Below are 17,569 nucleotides of genomic sequence, written 5' to 3'. Positions count from 1 at the left end.
ATATATATCGTCAACGAAAATGACGGTTAAAAATTAAAAAAATCACCGCCATTGTCGGTTCCGAAACTACCGACAAACAGGGTGATTAATAACAACAACGGGGTGGAAAATAGGAGGGAACCTATATTCATCTGAGATTAATAATGCAACTGCACCCATTATGAAAAAAACAGCCTTTATCATCGCAATGGCTTTACTTATTGGAGCATTAATAATTGTCTTCATTACAAGATCTATTTTAAAACCGATTAAAGATCTAAAAGAAAAAGCGATTACGGTTAGTAAAGGAGATTTAACAGAGCAAATTGAGGTTAAATCGAGAGATGAAATTGGCCAATTGGGATTAGCCTTTAATGAGATGCAAAAGAGCCTAAGTGTATTGGTTCGTGAAGTGGAACATCATGCTAATCAAGTTGCAGCTTCTGCTGAAGAACTAACCGCAAGTGCTGACCAAACAGCCAGCGCTACGGAACAAGTATCAGCTTCCATTCAAGAGGTGGCGAGCAGTGCAGAAAAACAAACAGAAGGTGTGGAGAAAAATGCTCACGTCTTAGGGGAAGTTTCTGAGGGGATAGCCTTAATTGCCCATCATTCACTTGAGGTTTCGGATCTTGCTAAGCAAACAACGATGCAAGCAGAAGTTGGCGAACAAGCTGTGACAATGACAGTTAACCAAATGAATTCTATTCAGAATTCCGTCGCGGAATCGAATACTATGATTAAATCCTTGTACGAGCGTTCCAAAGAAGTAAGGACTATTTTGGCAGTAATTACAGATATTGCAGACCAAACCAATCTCCTAGCTTTAAACGCAGCAATAGAAGCTGCAAGGGCTGGCGAGCATGGGAAGGGATTTGCTGTCGTTGCCGATGAAGTGAGGAAGCTTGCTGAACAGTCTCAAATTTCAGCCCAGAAGATTCATGAAATCGTTCAAGGAATTCAAGAGGATACAGAAAGATCTGTTCAAGTGATGGCACGTGTTACCGACGATGTTCAAGAAGGAGTAGAAATATCTCATGAAGCGATAGAAAAATTTAATCAAATTCTTCAGAGTACAAAAGAAGTTACGCCACAAATGGAGGAAATCTCATCAACTGCCCAACAGATGTCGGCAGCGCTTCAAGAGGTCTCTACAACTGCAAATGAATTGTCTTTAATTGCACAAGGAAATGCTTCAACATCGGAAGAAGTGGCAGCCTCTACAGAGGAACAGTTAGCATCGATGGAGGAGATTTCTGCTTCAGCGAAATCCCTTTCCTCCATGGCGGAGGAACTAAATGTTTTAATTTCTAAGTTCAAGTACTGAACTATATAGATTTTGATAAAGCTCGATTACAATTCGAATTGTCTGACTACCGACATCTTTTTGTTATTTCTGTTTCGGAAAACGATAAAAATAAGACCCTCGATTTAGCATAATCAGGGTCTTCTCTTATGAATACAAAAATTAATTATAGGATTTTTCTAGGGCTAGTTTGATACCAAAACCAATTAGGATGGTACCTGTGATGCCTTCAATCATATTTTGTGCCTTAGGTTTTTTCATAAAAGTGCTAATTTGATTAATTAAAGAGACATAAAATAAAAACCATATGGCAGTTAGTACAGTATAGGTGATCCCCATTATTAGAAATGGTATTAAAGCATTACTTCCAGAGTCCACGAATTGAGGCAGAAAGGTTAAGAAAAAGACAGCAACTTTGGGGTTTAAGATATTCGTCAGGAACCCTTGTTTTAAACAAGATGTATGTTTAAACTGGCTTTTTGTGTTTAGATCCATCGTTGCGGCTGCTTCCTTTTTCCTCAAGGACCATAATGTTTTAACACCTAGATAAATTAAATAAATTGCACCCACATATTTAAAAATAGAAAATAATAACGCCGATTTCACAATGATGGCTGATAGGCCTAACACAGCAGCAGAAGTATGGATAAGAAGGGCACAACAAGTCCCGAAAGCGGTCTTAAGACCACCACTTCGCCCAACGGTGAGCGTATTTTTTGTAATAATGGCTGTATCGGGACCAGGCAAAATAATCAGTAAAATACACATAAGAACAAACAGATAGAAATTCTCCATGTTCCACCTTCCTAACCTAGGTCATTTCATAACAACAGGTTTGTTTTCTTGAAAAATACAATACGAAAACATCCTTTAAACTGTAATTCTTACAATGTATTATAAATAAGTCAGATTATTAATTAAATAGAAACTTTTATTTGTGGGAAGGTCAACCTTTGTTTTTCTCATTTTCTTCCTATTTCTAGGAATCATGATTTCATCGCTTGTATATACTGAGTATATACAAAAAAGTTTGGAGGAAGTAGAATGGATATAAACAAAGAAAATGAGGTGGATTTTATGACAGTAGCGACTACAGTTCAAAAGTGGGGAAACAGTCTTGGAGTAAGGATTCCAAAGGATATGGCGGAACGAATTAAGATTCAACAAGGATCTGAGATAGATTTAGTTGAACAAGAAGGGAAAATAATTTTAATGCCTAAGAAACCGCAAATAAAATATTCGTTAGAGGATCTTCTTGCACAATGTAATCCGGAAAATCGCCATGAGGAAATTGATTTTGGAGTAGAAGGGAAGGAACTCATCTAATGGCAGCACCGGAACGTGGCGATCTTGTTTATATCAATTTCAATCCGCAAGCAGGACACGAACAAGTAGGAAAAAAGCCAGGCATTGTCTTGTCTCCAAAATCGTTCAACGAGGTAACGGGCTTTGTTTCTATATGTCCAATTACCAATACTGTCAGAGGTTGGGGTTATGAGGTGCAACTCCCTGAAGATCTGGTTTTTCAAGGTGTTATATTGACAGATCAAGTAAAAAACTTGGACTGGAAAGTGCATAAACTGGAAATAAAAGGACAAGCTCCTCAAGAAACAGTAGAGGACTGTTTGGCCAAGATTCATACTTTTTTATAATGGATTTTCCCCTTTAGGCCTCGTCAAAAACCCTGGGCCATGAACTGATTAAAAATAATTCAGGAAGAAAACAACCATTCAAGGAAGAAACGATATTTTCTTCTCCAATTCCCTCGCCTGGTGCGTTCCGCCTTATCTAAAAGTCCTCACAGCCTCCAAACACAAACTCCAAATTTTCTCCTGGTTCTCTTTTTGAGCTACATACTTAGGATAGAAGCTATTTCTTGTCAATTGTTTTACTTGCATAAGTGGGCTGGGATTATCGACTCCTCTAGTCATGATTTCCTTCTTGTCATTAATGAGCTTTCCTGTAATGTTCTGATATTCCTCTGATGTACACATATTGTAGTAGATGTCGGCCATTTTTTCTGCAGGAGGGAAGAAGAGGTTTTGGATTCTTGCAATGATTCGCCATCCAGCCGTTACTTTTTGGAGGGTTTCTTTAGACATCTTCGCACCATTTATTTGGAGTGCATTGACCTTAATGCTCTGTTCCTTATATTCCTCTGCCATTTTAAAAGTAAGCATAACAAGGGCGGCCTTGGATTGACAGTACATGTCATAAACACTGAATCCTCTCGTATCTTTCATTTCTCCGATTAAGCGGTCAAAATCAATTTTTCGTTTCGAATCAAAAAAATGTTTCACAATATTGCTAGAGGCATGAAGGATTCTCGCATCCTCGGACTTTTTCAAGTGCTCCAGCAATAATTCAGTCATGAAAAATGGTCCGAATGTATTTGTGGCAAAGGTAAGTTCAATATTGTCAGGACTCAGACGGTATTTCGAACCATGATTAAAATAAGCGGCATTATGTATCAAAATGTCCAATCTTTCAAACCTTTCCTTGAATTCAGAGCAGAATTTCCAGATGGATGCAAAAGAACCCATATCGAGCTCCATTAGCTCAACCTTGTCGTTTTTGGATTCCTCTAAAATTTGCTGTTGAACAGGCCTACTTTTTTCAAGGTTGCGGCATGCCATAATGACTGTATGTCCCCCTTTTGCAAACAGGAAGGCAGCCGCTTTCCCAATTCCTGAGTTTGCTCCGGTGATGATCACAATTTTCCCTTTTCCCATCTATTCTTTTCCCCTTTCTCCCACTGAAAAGCATTTGGACCAAATATTATCTTTTTTTCCATTTTATCAAACACGAGAGAAATCACGAATATATCCATGGGAAATTTTAATTCATACTTTACCAATTGGTTTTCTTATATTATAGTATGGATACACCTGTTTTTGATTAAGCAGGGATCATGATTATTAATTTAATTCAACTTAAGGAGGGGCTATCTTGAATACGGTTCTTGTTATTCTTAACATCGTTATCCTTTTCGCACTTATTATTGGCCTTTTTATGATGCAAAAGAAACATGTGTCATTCTCGAAACGTGTATTCGCTGGACTTGGGCTAGGGATATTATTTGGTCTCATTATTCATCTTTTGTATGGAACAACATCTGAAGTTACTTCAACAACGATTGAATGGTTCAGCATTGTTGGTTCTGGTTATGTGAAATTGTTGCAAATGGTGGTCATGCCATTAGTATTTATCTCCATTGTGGGTGCATTTACAAAGGTCAAACTTTCCAAGAACCTTGGTAAAATTAGTGTATATGGGATTGGGATATTATTAGTCACAACGGGGATTGCCGCAGCAATTGGAATTGGAGCAGCCCTTGGATTTGGTTTAGAAGGACTTCAGATCCAAGCAGGTGAGGCGGAAACGGCTCGTAATGTAGAATTGACTGAACGGGCCGCAATGGTTGAGGATCTAACTATTCCTGAACAAATTCTAGCCTTCCTTCCAGCGAATCCGTTTGCAGATTTGACGGGTTCACGCCCAACGTCAACCATAGCGGTCGTTATTTTCGCATCATTTCTTGGGATTGCCTACTTAGGTGTAAGAAGGAAACAGCAAGAACAAGCAGAATTATTTGCAAAAATTGTGGATGCTCTATATGCCATTATCATGCGCATTGTCACGTTAATCCTACGGCTGACTCCATATGGAGTATTAGCTTTAATGACAAAGGTAGCAGCAACCAGTGATTATGAAGCGATTGTGAACCTAGGGAAGTTTGTGATTGCTTCGTATGTAGCACTCATTGCCATGTTCTTAATTCACTTAGTCATGATTAGTCTTGCCAAATTAAATCCTGCAACCTATGTGAAAAAAGGGATGCCTGCCTTAACGTTTGCCTTTACTTCTCGTTCAAGCGCAGGTACATTACCACTTAATATCAAGACCCAAACAGGTGGATATGGTGTATCAGAAGGGGTTGCAAATTTTGTTGGTCCTTTCAGTTTAACGATAGGGCAAAATGGATGTGCAGGAATCTACCCAGCGATGCTAGCTGTCATGGCGGCTCCAACAGCCGGAATTAATCCGCTAGATCCTAGTTTCCTTATCACCTTGGTTTTAGTGGTGATCATCAGTTCATTTGGTGTAGCAGGAGTAGGCGGTGGAGCAACATTTGCTTCCTTAATCGTTCTTTCCGTCATGAACTTACCTTTGGCTATCGTCGGGTTATTAATCTCTGTTGAGCCACTTATCGATATGGGGCGTACAGCCTTGAACGTAAGCGGAAGCATGACATCTGGTATTTTAACAAGTAAAATTACCGGCGACTTTAACGAAAAAGTATATAACGAAAAAACAAGCCTAGATCATGTAGTCGAGGTTTAATCAAAAAAGTGCTGCCCTTGAGTTTAAGGACAGCACTTCTTTATGTTTTTGAGTCAATAATATGAATAAATGTCTTCAGTTCTTTGGGGCAACACCCCGGAATCAGCCATACTGTACATGTTTTTTCTTATTTTGTATGTCTACACTATTCCGTTTCATTTCCTCCGTAAATAATTTCACCATTTGCATTATAAACAGTGACTTCAACTGGCAATGTAACTTGATCTTTTTGAAAAACAGCATACCAAACCCACAAGTTATCCCGAACGAAAAATCTGTTTGGCTGGACATTACCTTCACTATTTATAACTATCGTCTTTGCATCCTCTGCGGCAAATCCGTATATAATGGAAATATCCTCTTGGACATGATTATCAGCTCGCCAGTCTATTAATCCTCTTTCGATCTTTTCCTCGTCAAATTCTTGAAAATCCATCATTGGATAAATGAACTTTTTAAAATGGGTGAACTCTCTATTGGTAAGCACAGGAATGATTCCCGAACTGCTTTCGGCAAAAACTAAATGTGAATTAGCATCGAATAAAAGGATTTTTTTACAATCACCAAATTGTGCTGATACTTTCTCACATATATTTTCTTCCAAGGATGTGGCAGGAATAATAAAATTAGCAGGCTCACTTGGGCGTGATGCAGAGAAGTAAATGACCACAACGAGCCCTATACAAAATATAGTGAAAAGAATTTTCCTATACATCCCCATCGCTCCTATTACAAATCAAGTATTTTCATTCATATTACTAAATTATGAAACCGTTTAGAATCTCTTATATAAGATTTCCAGTCTGTTTTAATATTTGTTCAGCCAATTTGACGAGGCAAATAAATATCGCTGTTTTCTTTCCTTTGAATCAAATTTGATGGAGCTTGATATCCAACTGTAACCTTTTTATCTGGTGCTCGTTGTTATAGAAAACAGGCTATAGTAGATAAAGAGAAGGGGGCGATAAAATTGGATCAACAGTTGGTTAAGCAACAGATTAATGATTTATATCATTCCTATAGTCAGGATGTATATAACTTCGTTTTTTTTATGGTTGGGAATCATGAGCTAGCAAAAGATATTTTGCAAGATACATTTTTACGAGCCTATAAGAAATATTATACGTTTCAAGGAGGAAATATAAAAAGTTGGCTATTTCGAATCGCTCGCAATATTACCATTGATGAATTCCGGAAGACAAAGCCGATTTCCTATTTATTTGACATTAATCCTACCTTAAAGGCTGTTGAATTTACCCCAGAACAACTTACCATCCTAAGTGAAACAGAAAAGGAATTGTACTTTGCTTTGAATAAATTAAAGCGTTCTTATCGTGATGTGATCATCCTGAGGAAAATTAAAGAGTTTTCGATCAATGAAACAGCAGAAATTTTGGGATGGTCAGAAAGTAAAGTGAAGACTACCTTGTTTCGAGGAATGTCAGCTTTAAAAAAGGTATTAGAAGAGGAGGGATATGTCCATGAGACACTCTGAAAATAGATTGGAGAAGGATTTCAAATCTTTGAATCACAAAATCACCATGTCCGATAAAGAAAATGATTACGTATTGAACGAAATCAATCAAAGGATGAATAAAAATTCCTTATCGAAAAATCGAATTCATGTAAAATATTATCTGGCAACTATTGCGATGGCCTTTTTAGTAATCGTTCTAGCTGGCCCACAGTTGAAAAATTCGCTTCAAGATCTGTTAAATAGCCCTTCCTCAGATGGCCAAAACGACATCGGAATAATTGGTGAACAAGACAATATTGTAGTTACTACGGATTATAAGGAAGCTCTCCGAACAGCTAATGAATTTTTAATAGCTTGGCAAAAGAGGGATCCCGAGCTCGGACAAACGCTCCTGACAGAAGAGTTAATAGGAAAAACAGATTCCTCTGATCTAGTTATGTATTTCACTGGAACTTCAAATCCATATCACCATTCTTTTGAAATTGTTGGAAAGGAAAAGGTAGAGGAAGGGGAATATCATTTTCATGTATGGTTGTATGAAAATTATACAGGAGTAGATGATGAGTCTTCTACACCAATCAAACATGGGGATGAAGTAGTTACTTTAGAAGTTGTAAGAGTAAATGAAAGTGACATCGGCGGAGTGTGGAAAGTCAATAATTTGCCGTGAACTTATTTGGATATGACTGGGGGACAGTAGATAACTTTAAAGTTTTAAAGAAATCTGATAAAACTGTCTTTAAAACAAGCTACTACAGTTCACAATGTGTATAATATCACTAAAGAAGGTGATCATTTGGTAAGGAAAGCAGAAAGACGTAGGAGCATGATCTCAGCAGCAAGGAAATTATTTGCTGAATATGGGTTTGAAAATACAACGATGCAAAATATCGCAGATGAAGCGAAGGTGGGAGTGGCCACATTATTTCGTTATTTCCCAAGGAAAGAGGATTTAATTATTGAGGTTGTTAAGGAAGCGATCGAACAACAGGTCCCTCGTTTTGAAGAGATTACCCAGTCTAATAAAACAGGCATAGAGAAGATGGAGGACGTGTTAACTGCCTATATTGATTTCATTTCCGAAGAATATCGCGAAACGACAAAGCTCCTGGAGGCTTTTGAACTATATATTACCTTTGTCCCGGTTGAGAAGAGCATGTTGGAGGAAATTGAAAAGGCATATGGGGAAATTAGCTCTATTGTTGCTGAAATTGTTAAGGAAGGAAAAGAGGATGGGAGCATTCAGCTTTCCATCAGTGACGAGTTCGTTTGGAATACAATCTTTAGTATGTTTGGTACAGCTGTAAAAAAATATACTCTATATACATTTCTACCAGATACCATTCTTCCTGTTCCGAGTAAGGAGGAACTAATGATGGTAAAAAAATTTATGATCTCCTTCCTGAAGAATTCAACCCAATAAAAAGCGGTCTCCATCTGTGAGACCGCTTTGTTTATGCTATATTGTAAGTATTGTAGTTTTGGAATGGCGTACCTAATGCAGACTATTCTTTATTATACTAGTTGTGCAATACAGATAGAATAATTAGTACTTTTCCATTTTGTTTGAGAAAAGTTCCTATTTGTTATTTTACTAGATTAATTTCTAGTAGTTTTTCCACAATCGCTTCTGTAAGCTCTTCTGCTGTTTGCGGGACAAACTTCGTTAAAATTTGGTTGACCATTGCCCCCATCATACCACCAGCGGTAATATCAAGATGTCCTGACATTTTTGTTGTCTTGTCATCAATGGCTTCTGCACGGAAATAGCCTCCGCCTTTAAAGTTATCGGACAGGCCTTTTAAGTCAAAGGTTACTTCGGAAGGCTCGTTCCATTCTTGAATGTCAATTTGTAGCTTGACGGTCTTTTTCATGAACCCTAAGTCACCCTTGAAAGCCCATGTGGACCTTCGATCACTCAAGATTTCATGTTCAATATATCCTGGAACGAGTGGAGCCCAGTTGTTCATGTCATGCACGAAATTCCAAATCGTTTGAATATCTAATGGTACGTCTACTGTATGAGTTCCTTGTGGCATCATTTGCACCTTCCTGCTTCTATTTAGAGTTTGTTTGGATTAAGAATTTGCTGCGTGCTGTCCTGCTAAGAAGCCAAATACCATTGCTGGTCCGATGGTTCCGCCAGCGCTTGGATAAATTGGGCCAAGTGGATTTCCAGAAGCATTTCCAGCAGCATAAAGGCCTTTAATCGGCTCTCCTCTAAAGTTAACAACTTGTCCATTTTCATTGATTTTTGGTCCACCATTTGTACCAAGTGCACCTAAATAGATTGGTAGTGCATAGAATGGACATTTCTCAATTTTCCCAAGGTTGTTAGCGGGGCTTCCGCCTCCGTTTGTTAATGCTTCGAATTGAATTGTTCCACGATGGAAGTCTGGATCCACACCTTGCTCGCAATATTCGTTCCATTTACGGACTTCATCCTCTAAACCATCTGGGTCAACACCAATTTTTTCAGCTAGCTCACGAATAGAATCTGCTTGGTCTACCCATTCTGGAGCAGGGTCACCAGGTGTCATGGTAACAATTAATTGACTGTCCTTAAGCTGTTGGTCAAAAATCATCCATACAGGTGCTTCGTTTGGAAACTCTATCTTTACTGGATCATAATTAAAGAAAGATCTTGGCATATCGTTATAGGTTGTTCCTTCATGGACGAAGCGGCGTCCGTATTTATTCACGACAATGGAGTTGGGACCCATACGGCCGCTACCAAGCTGTGCCATCACGTTATCTTCGTACTCAAATGTTGGATCGACCATCGCTGGATACCACCATGCTTCACTCATATTTTCAAGTGCAGCACCAGCCTTCATGGCCATCATTAGTGCGTCTCCCTCGTTGCCAGGAGGTGTGACTGGATGGGTAAATTCTGCTTTGAGGAAGGCTCTGACTAATTGCTTATTCCATTCGAATCCACCTGAAGCAAGAACCACCCCTTTGCGTGCAGCAATTCGTAAGACTTCACCAACTTTTGTTTCAGCAATTAGACCAACAACTTGTCCATCTTCATTTATGATTAGTTCTTTCCCAGCTGTTTCAATTAAGGTTTCAACTCCACGATCTAAGCAAGCTTTAAATAATGATGCAATTAATGAACGACCCATGGTGACAATATTATTTTGCATCCGTTCAGCAACCACTTGGAAGTCAATCCCGCCTACTGCTCCACCTTCTTCTAATGTAAGCGGAGGGAAGAGAGGATTTTGTCGTACTAATGGGCCCCATTCGCCAATTTCATTTAAGTCATAGGGTGCAGGGTCTAATGAACGCGTTCCGTGCTTTAATGCTTCATCCATGCGCGCATAATATTCGGGATAACTTTTTGGCATGACAAATTTTACAGGCGTATGGTCATGTAAAAACCTAATTACCTCATGGCCTTTATCGACGAAGGTTTCGATCATATGGTCATCTGCTCTACCAAGTGCCAAACGTTTAATATAATTTATTGCATCCTCACGATTGTCTTCAAAGCCAGCTTCTTTCATGTAATGATTAAGTGGAATCCATGGTACACCACCTGAGAATGCAGTTGTTCCCCCAATTTGATGAGTTTTCTCTAATACAAGGACGTTGGCACCGTTTTCAGAAGCGGCTACAGCAGCAGTTAATGCAGCACCACCTGTCCCTAATACTATGACATCTACTTCTTTGTCCCAATGAGTTGGAATGGAACTAGACATACAAATCATCCCCTTTGATTTTTGATAGTATCACTATCATTAATTAGATTATCCTAAAAGTTTTTTATTTTTTCAAGTTTAAAATAGTACATTATACAATTAAATTTTAAACTACTTCGGCAATAGGGGTGATTCTTGTGCTTCCAAGGAAGCCGTATGTTTAATAGGTAGCGAAAATGGAAAAAAGGATTTTAGCTAGTTGTGAGAGAATTAAGAGAATTAAATGATAGCTTTAACTAGGAGGGAAAGTGATGAACAATACAAATCCAAGAGTTGTTCCGCATCTATGGTTCGATAAGGAGGCAAAAGAAGCAGCAGAGTTTTACACCTCGGTATTTCCGGATTCGAAAATTGTGAGTGTTACAACACTCCACGACACACCATCGGGCGATAGTGATCAAGTTTCTTTCGAGATTTGGGGGCAAAAGTTCATGGCAATCAGTGCTGGGCCAATTTTCAAGCTCAATCCATCAGTGTCATTTATGGTGAATTTTGACCCATCACGAATAGAGGATGCGAGAGAAAAGTTAGATGAGGTTTGGAACAAATTGTCTGAGGGTGGCTTCGCATTAATGCCGCTTGATAAATATCCATTCAGTGAGAGATATGGCTGGATTCAAGATAAGTATGGAGTGTCATGGCAATTAATTCTTACGAATCCAGAAGGCGAAGAGCGTCCTCCGATATTGCCGTCGCTTTTGTTCGTCAATGATAATTGTGGGAAGGCGGAGGAGGCGCTTCAATTCTATTTGTCAGTATTTAAAAATTCGAAGGAAGGGCATATTGCCCGTTATCCTAAAGGGTCGGAGCCTGACAGAGAGGGGACAATCATGTTCTCTGATTTTAGATTAGAAAATCAGTGGTTTACAGCAATGGACAGTGCGTGGGAGCATAAATTTAACTTTAATGAGGCTATCTCTTTTATGGTGTACTGTGACACACAAGAAGAGATTGATTATTATTGGGAGAAGCTCTCCGCCGTTCCGGAAGCAGAGCAATGCGGCTGGTTAAAGGATAAGTACGGTCTCTCCTGGCAGATTGTTCCTATGGAAATGGACGAGATGATGTTCAATGGTACACCGGAGCAAATGGAGCGTGTAACGAAGGTGTTTCTAAAAATGAAGAAGTTTGATCTTGCGAAGTTAAAGGAAGAATATGAGGGGAAATAGGTGATTATAGGTGAAAAGAACGGGCCTCTTGCTCATCTTCTTTCTTGCTATTATTCTTTCCGCATGTAGTGGGGATGGATATAAGAATTTATCGACAGAAGAAGCTAAGAAATTGGTGGACCATAGCGAGGCTGTCGTATTAGATGTTAGAACACCAGAAGAATTTGAAGAAGGGCATATTCCGAAAGCAACATTGATTCCATTGCAGGAATTAGAGAGCAGACTGGGTGAATTAGATAAGGACGAAACCTATCTAGTTGTTTGTCGAAGTGGAAACCGCTCTGCTCAAGCGAGTGAGCTTTTAGTTCAGGAAGGTTTCAAGAAGGTTTATAATATGACGGGCGGGATGAACACCTGGGACGATGAAATTGAAAAATGAACAAAAGAATAGTAGCTTTTCCAATCCCTAAAGTTGGGAGATGACTTTTAAAAGCTTGAGCTCTTTTCCATAAGAGCCCAAGCTTTTGGATCTAATTCTTTACCACCAGAAGAGCGACAACAGACCAATGGCCGCGATTGCTCCGATTGCAATACCGAAGCCCCATCCCCAACCCCAGCCAAACCCGTAACCAAATCCACCTAAGTTTCGCCGTCTTGCAAGTGGCTGCAAGTATACACGGTTAGGAGTGACCTGATGAATAATACCTCTATGCACCCTGCCGTCATGAGTTCTAATTTCAACAGCTCTTCCTCTATATTTATGACACATGGCATGAAAATGCTGGACTGACATATACAATTCCTCCATTCCTATGAGTATATACCATCTTATGATGGTTACTCATAAAAATAGTGGACAAATACTCTGAGTTAATCGTGGAATTATGGCGAATGTCGCTACTTCAAAAAGCTTTGAGAAGGCTCGTTGAGTAATTCACCTACTGTCGAATGCTGTTCTTTTATGAACTTTTGGACCAGATAATAACCTACACAGTATCCTAACATCCTAGGGGAATCAGGTAGTCCATATAGAATTTCATCATGATCAATACTAGATTTTCTTGTATGGATGTAGGGAGATACTTTTGTTCTCCACATTTGTTCTAGTTCTTCCTCTGAATAAAAGGACATCCAATGCGATAAATAGCTCTGTCCGAACCGTTCAAGGACAGCGCTTTCAGCCAATCCTTCTAAAATAAGTGTATCCAGTAGTACATAGTCTTTTTCCGCTTTTTGATAATGGGTTAGACGACAAACATGATTGTATTCATGCGTCAGTAAGGCTCGAATTTCCATTTCGCTGTTATCCGTAGAGATAAATAGAAATAATTTATCTTTAAAGGCAAGACCTGCTTTTCCGTTAAATTCTTGCTTCAAGATTTCGTTATGTGCATCGGAAGGAAAAATGAAAATAGGAATATCTGGACCATGCCATAATTGCTGAAGCTTCTTTTCCTCCTCCACTACAATATCCCAAATTCGCTTTTCTTTTAATTGTCTCACTTGCTCTTTCCCATCTTTATCGGGCTGATACATTCCGTGCAGGACTAGATACTCATAGATTTCATAGGTCGTTGCATTTTCAAATAATCCGATTAACTGTTTGCAAAGCTCAAGAGGCTTGTCATAGGAATTCAAAAGCCATTTATCCGTTCTAATAATCAAAACCATACCCCCATTTGTGGATGATTCTACATATCATATGAAAAAGATTGATGGAGGTAATATGTTTTTTTCTCCGTGATTTGGATACGTTAAAAAAGAATCGAAAAAGAAGGCTGGGGTGAAAGTATTTTGAGAGAAAAAAGGCATATGGTTTTTAATTTTTCGATTATCATCATTCCGTGGTTATCCTTATTGTTTCTGGGAAAGAGTCATATAAAGCGGTTTTCCTTCGCTGGAATTATCATTGTCATTTTCGAGATCATCAATCATATATATGGTCATAAAAGGAAATGGTGGAAATTCTATGATAAGCGCAAATCCTTTTTTAAGGATGAGCTTCCTTTTAGCATTGGACCCTATATGCCGCTGTCCATGTGGATATTAAAATACTCATATGGAAATTTTAAAAAGTTCGTACTGATAAATGTAATTTCGGATGGGCTTTTTGCATTTCTTCTGATTGATATCTTGAAAAGATTTAAAATTATTAGGCTCAATCGGTTAAACCATGTCCAGTTTTTTTGGTATCTGCACTATAAAGCCTATTTATTATATGGGGTACAGTACCTATATGAAAAGCTAAGAAGTCAGTAAACGCGGGGTTAGTGGGCTGTTGATGAATAACTTCTTCATCATAGACCATTAACCTCCAACTTCAAAATTTGTAGTTATTCACCATTTACCTCTTCTACTTGATCACTCTGTTTTCCTCATCATTTAAGTTACCTTAAACCACTCACACTGTTGCACATGAATATAAAAAAATTGACTATTGTTTGACTCAGGCTTAAAATGTTTCCTATAGGCAATATTGCTGAAATCATTTTCCAAATTTAAAGGGGTTCTTGCGCTATGATGGATATTTTTTATAATTTGACGCCTATAACTCAAGCGCTGATAGCTACTTTATTTACATGGGGCATGACAGCTCTAGGGGCTGCTCTCGTGTTTGCTACAAAAACCATTAACCAGCGTCTGTTAGATAGCATGTTAGGGTTTGCGGGCGGTGTGATGATTGCAGCGAGCTATTGGTCCCTGCTTTCTCCCGCAATTGAAATGTCTGCTGATAATGCGATTGGCTCTTGGTTCCCGGCGGCATTTGGTTTTTTATTAGGTGGAGTTTTTTTGTGGGGAATTGACAAAATACTGCCCCATCTTCATCCGAATTCACCCATTGGAGCAGCTGAAGGCTACCATCCAAGGGAGAGGAAGAGAAGCACGCTCTTGGTGCTTGCGATCACACTTCATAATATCCCTGAAGGGTTAGCGGTGGGAATTGCTTTCGGGGCACTAGCCAATGGGGGTACGGAGGCATCTCTTGCTGGGGCTTTGACACTGGCACTCGGAATTGGGATTCAAAACTTCCCAGAAGGGGTCGCTGTTTCCATGCCATTACGAGGAGAAGGGATGTCACGAAGGAAGAGCTTCCTATATGGACAGTTTTCCGGGATGGTCGAACCGATTGCTGCTGTCATTGGTGCATTTGCTGTTGCCTTTGTTGAACCATTACTTCCCTACGCATTAAGCTTTGCTGCAGGTGCGATGATCTTTGTAGTAGCGGAAGAAGTCATCCCAGGTTCACAGGAAAAAGGTAATAAAGATTTAGCATCTATGAGCTTGATGATTGGTTTTGTCGTAATGATGATTCTTGATGTGGCGTTGGGGTAAATGAATTCTTTTCATCAAAAAATAAATGAGCAGCTGGCTATATGTTATGGCATATAGCCAGTTTTTTTGTGACCAATGTCAATCCAAATTGCGTTAGACAAAGTGTATAATAGGATGTGCTCGAATTTGTTTGCAGCATCAAATTGAAGACATTTACAAAGGAGGAGCAACATTGCCGCGATCGCTTGTTCATTTTACGTTTTTATTTTTTACTCTCACAGCCTTATCTGGTGTTTGGATGCGACTCTATCCGTTCCATTCCTTCTCCCTTACATATACGAATATTTTGCATGCCCACTCTCATTTAGCGATAATTGGCTGGGCTTTTTTAGCGGTGTTTGTGATCTTTTTGGCCACTTATTGGTCAACGATTCAACAGAAAAAGCAGGCTAAGATGATTGCTTGGACCCTTTTGATCATCTCAATTGGCATGTTTGGCGCATTTTTATATCAAGGTTATGGTATCTATTCCATCATCATGTCCACAATTCACATTTTTGTTGAATATTGGGCCGCAATTTTCATGTATCGCCAGCTGAAAGTTAAGCGGGATGCTCCTAAATCAGGATTGTTGTTTATTAAAGCATCGCTTCTCACCTTATTTATTTCCTCCATCGGTCCATTTGCACTCGGGTATATATCGGCAAATGGGTTAAAGGATTCTTATTTTTTTGACATGGCGATTTATTTCTACCTGCATTTTCAATACAATGGATGGCTGACTCTATTTTTACTCGGAATGTTCATCATGATTATCGATAGGGAAAAAATTGCGTTGCCTCCTAGACTTGTCAAAGCGGCCTTTTGGATTTATTTCCTGTCCCTTTTTCCAGGCTATTTCTTAAGTGTCCTCTGGGTCGACTTAGGCGTTCTCGCACAAATCCTTGCGTTTGTAGGAAGCATTGGACAATGGATCGGAATCATGCTGCTATTGTTTGCTTGCAGGAGGGTTTGGAAGTCTTTTCTTCAGCAGTACTCGAAATCGATTGTCATCTTGCTAGGGCTCACCTTATTGTTGTTATTCGCAAAAAGCACGATGGAGTTAGGGCTCATATCGCCGGGATTAGCTGAGCTTGTCTATGATACGAGAAGCATTGTCATCGGGTACTTACATTTAACCCTGCTAGGATTTGTGAGTATTTTTATTATCACACAATATCGTATGGTGGGGATTATTCGTTCGAGTAAATTCTTTCACGTTGGATTTATCCTTTTTTTTGTGGGACTTTTACTCAATGAAATCATCCTTTTCACCCAGGGCTTGCTACAATGGCTGCAGCTTCCGAGCCTCTCCTTTTTAACGGAAGGACTGTTGATCGCAAGCGTCTTTTTACTTGTAGGAATTGTAATAAAGTGGATTTCCTTCTTCAAGCAACAGTAGCATTTAGTAAGCTTGAAACCGCTTTACTATGGTAGAATGAATGCTAGAAACACTGATTTTGTGGTGTAAGGGGGAAGTAAGATGGGAACCATTAAGCAAATCTCAAATGAGCTAAGGGATTGGATTATTGATACTTTAAATAGTGGGGTTAGCCCTGTTGTGATTGCGGATGCCCTTGTGAAGAAGGGTTTTCAACCAAGGTTCGCCTATGAAAGTCTTTTTCGTATCGTTGGAAATGAAGCGATTAAAACCTCTGAAAGTGCAGAAGGTCCCTATCAGTACGAGCTGCCTGAGATTGCCAAGAAGGGAAACACGATTCATGCAGGGGATCGAGAAATTAAGGTTCTATCAAGAATTGAGAAACCATGTATTATTCATTTAGATAATATTCTAAGTGAAGAGGAATGTGATGCATTGATCGAGCTATCGAGAGAGCGCTTGCAGCCATCTAGAGTAGTTGATGCGAGCACCGGCGAAGAGCGCACGGTACCTGGGAGAACGAGTAAGGGAATGTACTTCTCTATCAATGAAAATGATTTTATTACGAGATTGGAAGAGAGGTTTGCCGAGCTGACCGGGTTTCCAGTAGAGAATGGAGAAGGCCTTCAGGTCTTGAATTACCAGGTGGGCGAGGAGTATAAGGCGCATTTTGATTATTTCCCCCCTCATCGAATTCAAGAGGATAAGGGAGGACAAAGGGTTGGGACCCTGCTCCTTTATCTCAACGATGTTGAAGCAGGTGGCGAAACCGTTTTTCCGAAAATCGGAGCATCGATAGTTCCGAAAAAGGGTACGGCTGTCTATTTTCATTATGGGAATAGCCTCGGTCAGGTTGACCGCATGTCTGTCCATAGCAGCATTCCTGTAAGCAAGGGAGAGAAATGGGTCGCAACCAAATGGATCAGACAAAGAGCCATCTATTCGTAGAGCTTT

At 39.4% G+C, this 17,569-nt stretch carries 19 protein-coding genes and 1 pseudogene; 13 read left to right on the top strand and 7 right to left on the bottom strand.

All coding sequences use genetic code 11. From position 1 onward, the window contains the following. Positions 1-94 precede the first annotated feature (94 nt). Positions 95-1,306 (top strand): annotated as a pseudogene (locus J2S07_RS19355) (methyl-accepting chemotaxis protein); the annotation flags it as partial. Positions 1,307-1,447: 141 nt separating this feature from the next. Here the strand turns inward: J2S07_RS19355 and J2S07_RS19350 are convergent. Further along, the gene (locus J2S07_RS19350) at positions 1,448-2,080 is read right to left on the bottom strand and encodes a LysE family translocator (protein ID WP_307152046.1); all 633 of its coding nucleotides are present in this window, start codon (positions 2,078-2,080) and stop codon (positions 1,448-1,450) included. A 249-nt stretch (positions 2,081-2,329) separates the two neighbouring features. Here J2S07_RS19350 and J2S07_RS19345 point away from each other — a divergent pair, with 249 nt between their 5' ends. Further along, positions 2,330-2,611 (top strand): AbrB/MazE/SpoVT family DNA-binding domain-containing protein, encoded by a 282-nt coding sequence (locus tag J2S07_RS19345; RefSeq protein ID WP_307152045.1) that lies wholly within the window; start codon positions 2,330-2,332, stop codon positions 2,609-2,611. After that, the gene (locus J2S07_RS19340) at positions 2,611-2,937 is read left to right on the top strand and encodes a type II toxin-antitoxin system PemK/MazF family toxin (protein ID WP_307152044.1); all 327 of its coding nucleotides are present in this window, start codon (positions 2,611-2,613) and stop codon (positions 2,935-2,937) included. Before J2S07_RS19345 ends, J2S07_RS19340 begins: the two co-directional genes overlap by 1 nt. Before the next feature lie 132 nt (positions 2,938-3,069). Here J2S07_RS19340 and J2S07_RS19335 read toward each other — a convergent pair whose 3' ends face one another. Continuing rightward, positions 3,070-4,017, bottom strand: a complete 948-nt coding sequence (locus tag J2S07_RS19335; protein ID WP_307152043.1) for an SDR family NAD(P)-dependent oxidoreductase — start codon at positions 4,015-4,017, stop codon at positions 3,070-3,072. A 217-nt stretch (positions 4,018-4,234) separates the two neighbouring features. Between J2S07_RS19335 and J2S07_RS19330 the strand changes: the two genes are divergently transcribed. Beyond that, complete coding sequence (locus J2S07_RS19330) at positions 4,235-5,629, top strand: L-cystine transporter (RefSeq protein WP_307152042.1); 1,395 nt, start codon at positions 4,235-4,237, stop codon at positions 5,627-5,629. A gap of 145 nt (positions 5,630-5,774) precedes the next feature. Here the strand turns inward: J2S07_RS19330 and J2S07_RS19325 are convergent, their stop codons facing one another. Beyond that, positions 5,775-6,344 (bottom strand): hypothetical protein, encoded by a 570-nt coding sequence (locus tag J2S07_RS19325; protein ID WP_307152041.1) that lies wholly within the window; start codon positions 6,342-6,344, stop codon positions 5,775-5,777. Positions 6,345-6,599: 255 nt separating this feature from the next. Between J2S07_RS19325 and J2S07_RS19320 the strand changes: the two genes are divergently transcribed. From J2S07_RS19320 to J2S07_RS19310, 3 genes are all read left to right on the top strand, one after another. Continuing rightward, complete coding sequence (locus J2S07_RS19320; RefSeq protein ID WP_307152040.1) at positions 6,600-7,124, top strand: RNA polymerase sigma factor; 525 nt, start codon at positions 6,600-6,602, stop codon at positions 7,122-7,124. Continuing rightward, positions 7,111-7,776 (top strand): hypothetical protein, encoded by a 666-nt coding sequence (locus J2S07_RS19315; RefSeq protein WP_307152039.1) that lies wholly within the window; start codon positions 7,111-7,113, stop codon positions 7,774-7,776. Before J2S07_RS19320 ends, J2S07_RS19315 begins: the two co-directional genes overlap by 14 nt. A 126-nt stretch (positions 7,777-7,902) precedes the next feature. Then, positions 7,903-8,529 (top strand): TetR/AcrR family transcriptional regulator, encoded by a 627-nt coding sequence (locus J2S07_RS19310; RefSeq protein ID WP_307152038.1) that lies wholly within the window; start codon positions 7,903-7,905, stop codon positions 8,527-8,529. 163 nt (positions 8,530-8,692) lie between these two features. Here J2S07_RS19310 and J2S07_RS19305 read toward each other — a convergent pair whose 3' ends face one another. Together J2S07_RS19305 and J2S07_RS19300 are read right to left on the bottom strand one after the other, a co-directional pair. After that, positions 8,693-9,145, bottom strand: coding sequence for an SRPBCC family protein (locus J2S07_RS19305; protein WP_307152037.1), 453 nt, complete (start codon positions 9,143-9,145; stop codon positions 8,693-8,695). A gap of 39 nt (positions 9,146-9,184) precedes the next feature. Then, a complete protein-coding gene (locus J2S07_RS19300) occupies positions 9,185-10,813 on the bottom strand; it encodes an FAD-dependent oxidoreductase (protein ID WP_307152036.1) in 1,629 nt (542 codons plus the stop codon). A 251-nt stretch (positions 10,814-11,064) separates the two neighbouring features. On the opposite strand from J2S07_RS19300, the gene J2S07_RS19295 reads away from it, so the two are divergent. Together J2S07_RS19295 and J2S07_RS19290 are read left to right on the top strand one after the other, a co-directional pair. Continuing rightward, positions 11,065-11,982 (top strand): VOC family protein, encoded by a 918-nt coding sequence (locus J2S07_RS19295; RefSeq protein WP_307152035.1) that lies wholly within the window; start codon positions 11,065-11,067, stop codon positions 11,980-11,982. Between the two features lie 10 nt (positions 11,983-11,992). Next, the gene (locus tag J2S07_RS19290) at positions 11,993-12,361 is read left to right on the top strand and encodes a rhodanese-like domain-containing protein (RefSeq protein WP_307152034.1); all 369 of its coding nucleotides are present in this window, start codon (positions 11,993-11,995) and stop codon (positions 12,359-12,361) included. 99 nt (positions 12,362-12,460) lie between these two features. On the opposite strand, the gene J2S07_RS19285 is transcribed toward J2S07_RS19290, so the two are convergent. Beyond that, positions 12,461-12,715 (bottom strand): hypothetical protein, encoded by a 255-nt coding sequence (locus J2S07_RS19285; RefSeq protein ID WP_307152033.1) that lies wholly within the window; start codon positions 12,713-12,715, stop codon positions 12,461-12,463. Positions 12,716-12,819: 104 nt separating this feature from the next. Continuing rightward, positions 12,820-13,587 (bottom strand): DUF2268 domain-containing putative Zn-dependent protease, encoded by a 768-nt coding sequence (locus tag J2S07_RS19280; RefSeq protein ID WP_370872893.1) that lies wholly within the window; start codon positions 13,585-13,587, stop codon positions 12,820-12,822. A gap of 147 nt (positions 13,588-13,734) precedes the next feature. On the opposite strand from J2S07_RS19280, the gene J2S07_RS19275 reads away from it, so the two are divergent. The 4 genes from J2S07_RS19275 to J2S07_RS19260 all read left to right on the top strand — a co-directional run bounded on the left by J2S07_RS19275 (position 13,735) and on the right by J2S07_RS19260 (position 17,563). Continuing rightward, the gene (locus J2S07_RS19275) at positions 13,735-14,181 is read left to right on the top strand and encodes a hypothetical protein (protein ID WP_370872895.1); all 447 of its coding nucleotides are present in this window, start codon (positions 13,735-13,737) and stop codon (positions 14,179-14,181) included. A 258-nt stretch (positions 14,182-14,439) separates the two neighbouring features. Then, positions 14,440-15,255, top strand: a complete 816-nt coding sequence (locus J2S07_RS19270; protein WP_307152030.1) for a ZIP family metal transporter — start codon at positions 14,440-14,442, stop codon at positions 15,253-15,255. Between the two features lie 172 nt (positions 15,256-15,427). Then, positions 15,428-16,636 carry a hypothetical protein gene (locus tag J2S07_RS19265; protein WP_307152029.1) on the top strand — a complete coding sequence of 403 codons (1,209 nt, stop codon included), beginning with the start codon at positions 15,428-15,430 and terminating at the stop codon, positions 16,634-16,636. 81 nt (positions 16,637-16,717) lie between these two features. Then, positions 16,718-17,563, top strand: a complete 846-nt coding sequence (locus tag J2S07_RS19260; protein WP_307152028.1) for a 2OG-Fe(II) oxygenase — start codon at positions 16,718-16,720, stop codon at positions 17,561-17,563. The last annotated feature ends 6 nt before the right edge of the window (positions 17,564-17,569 follow it).

The organism is Anoxybacillus andreesenii (assembly GCF_030813005.1).
Classification (GTDB): Bacteria; Bacillota; Bacilli; order Bacillales; family Cytobacillaceae; genus Robertmurraya; species Robertmurraya andreesenii.
This window is presented reverse-complemented; position numbering and strand designations above follow the sequence as displayed.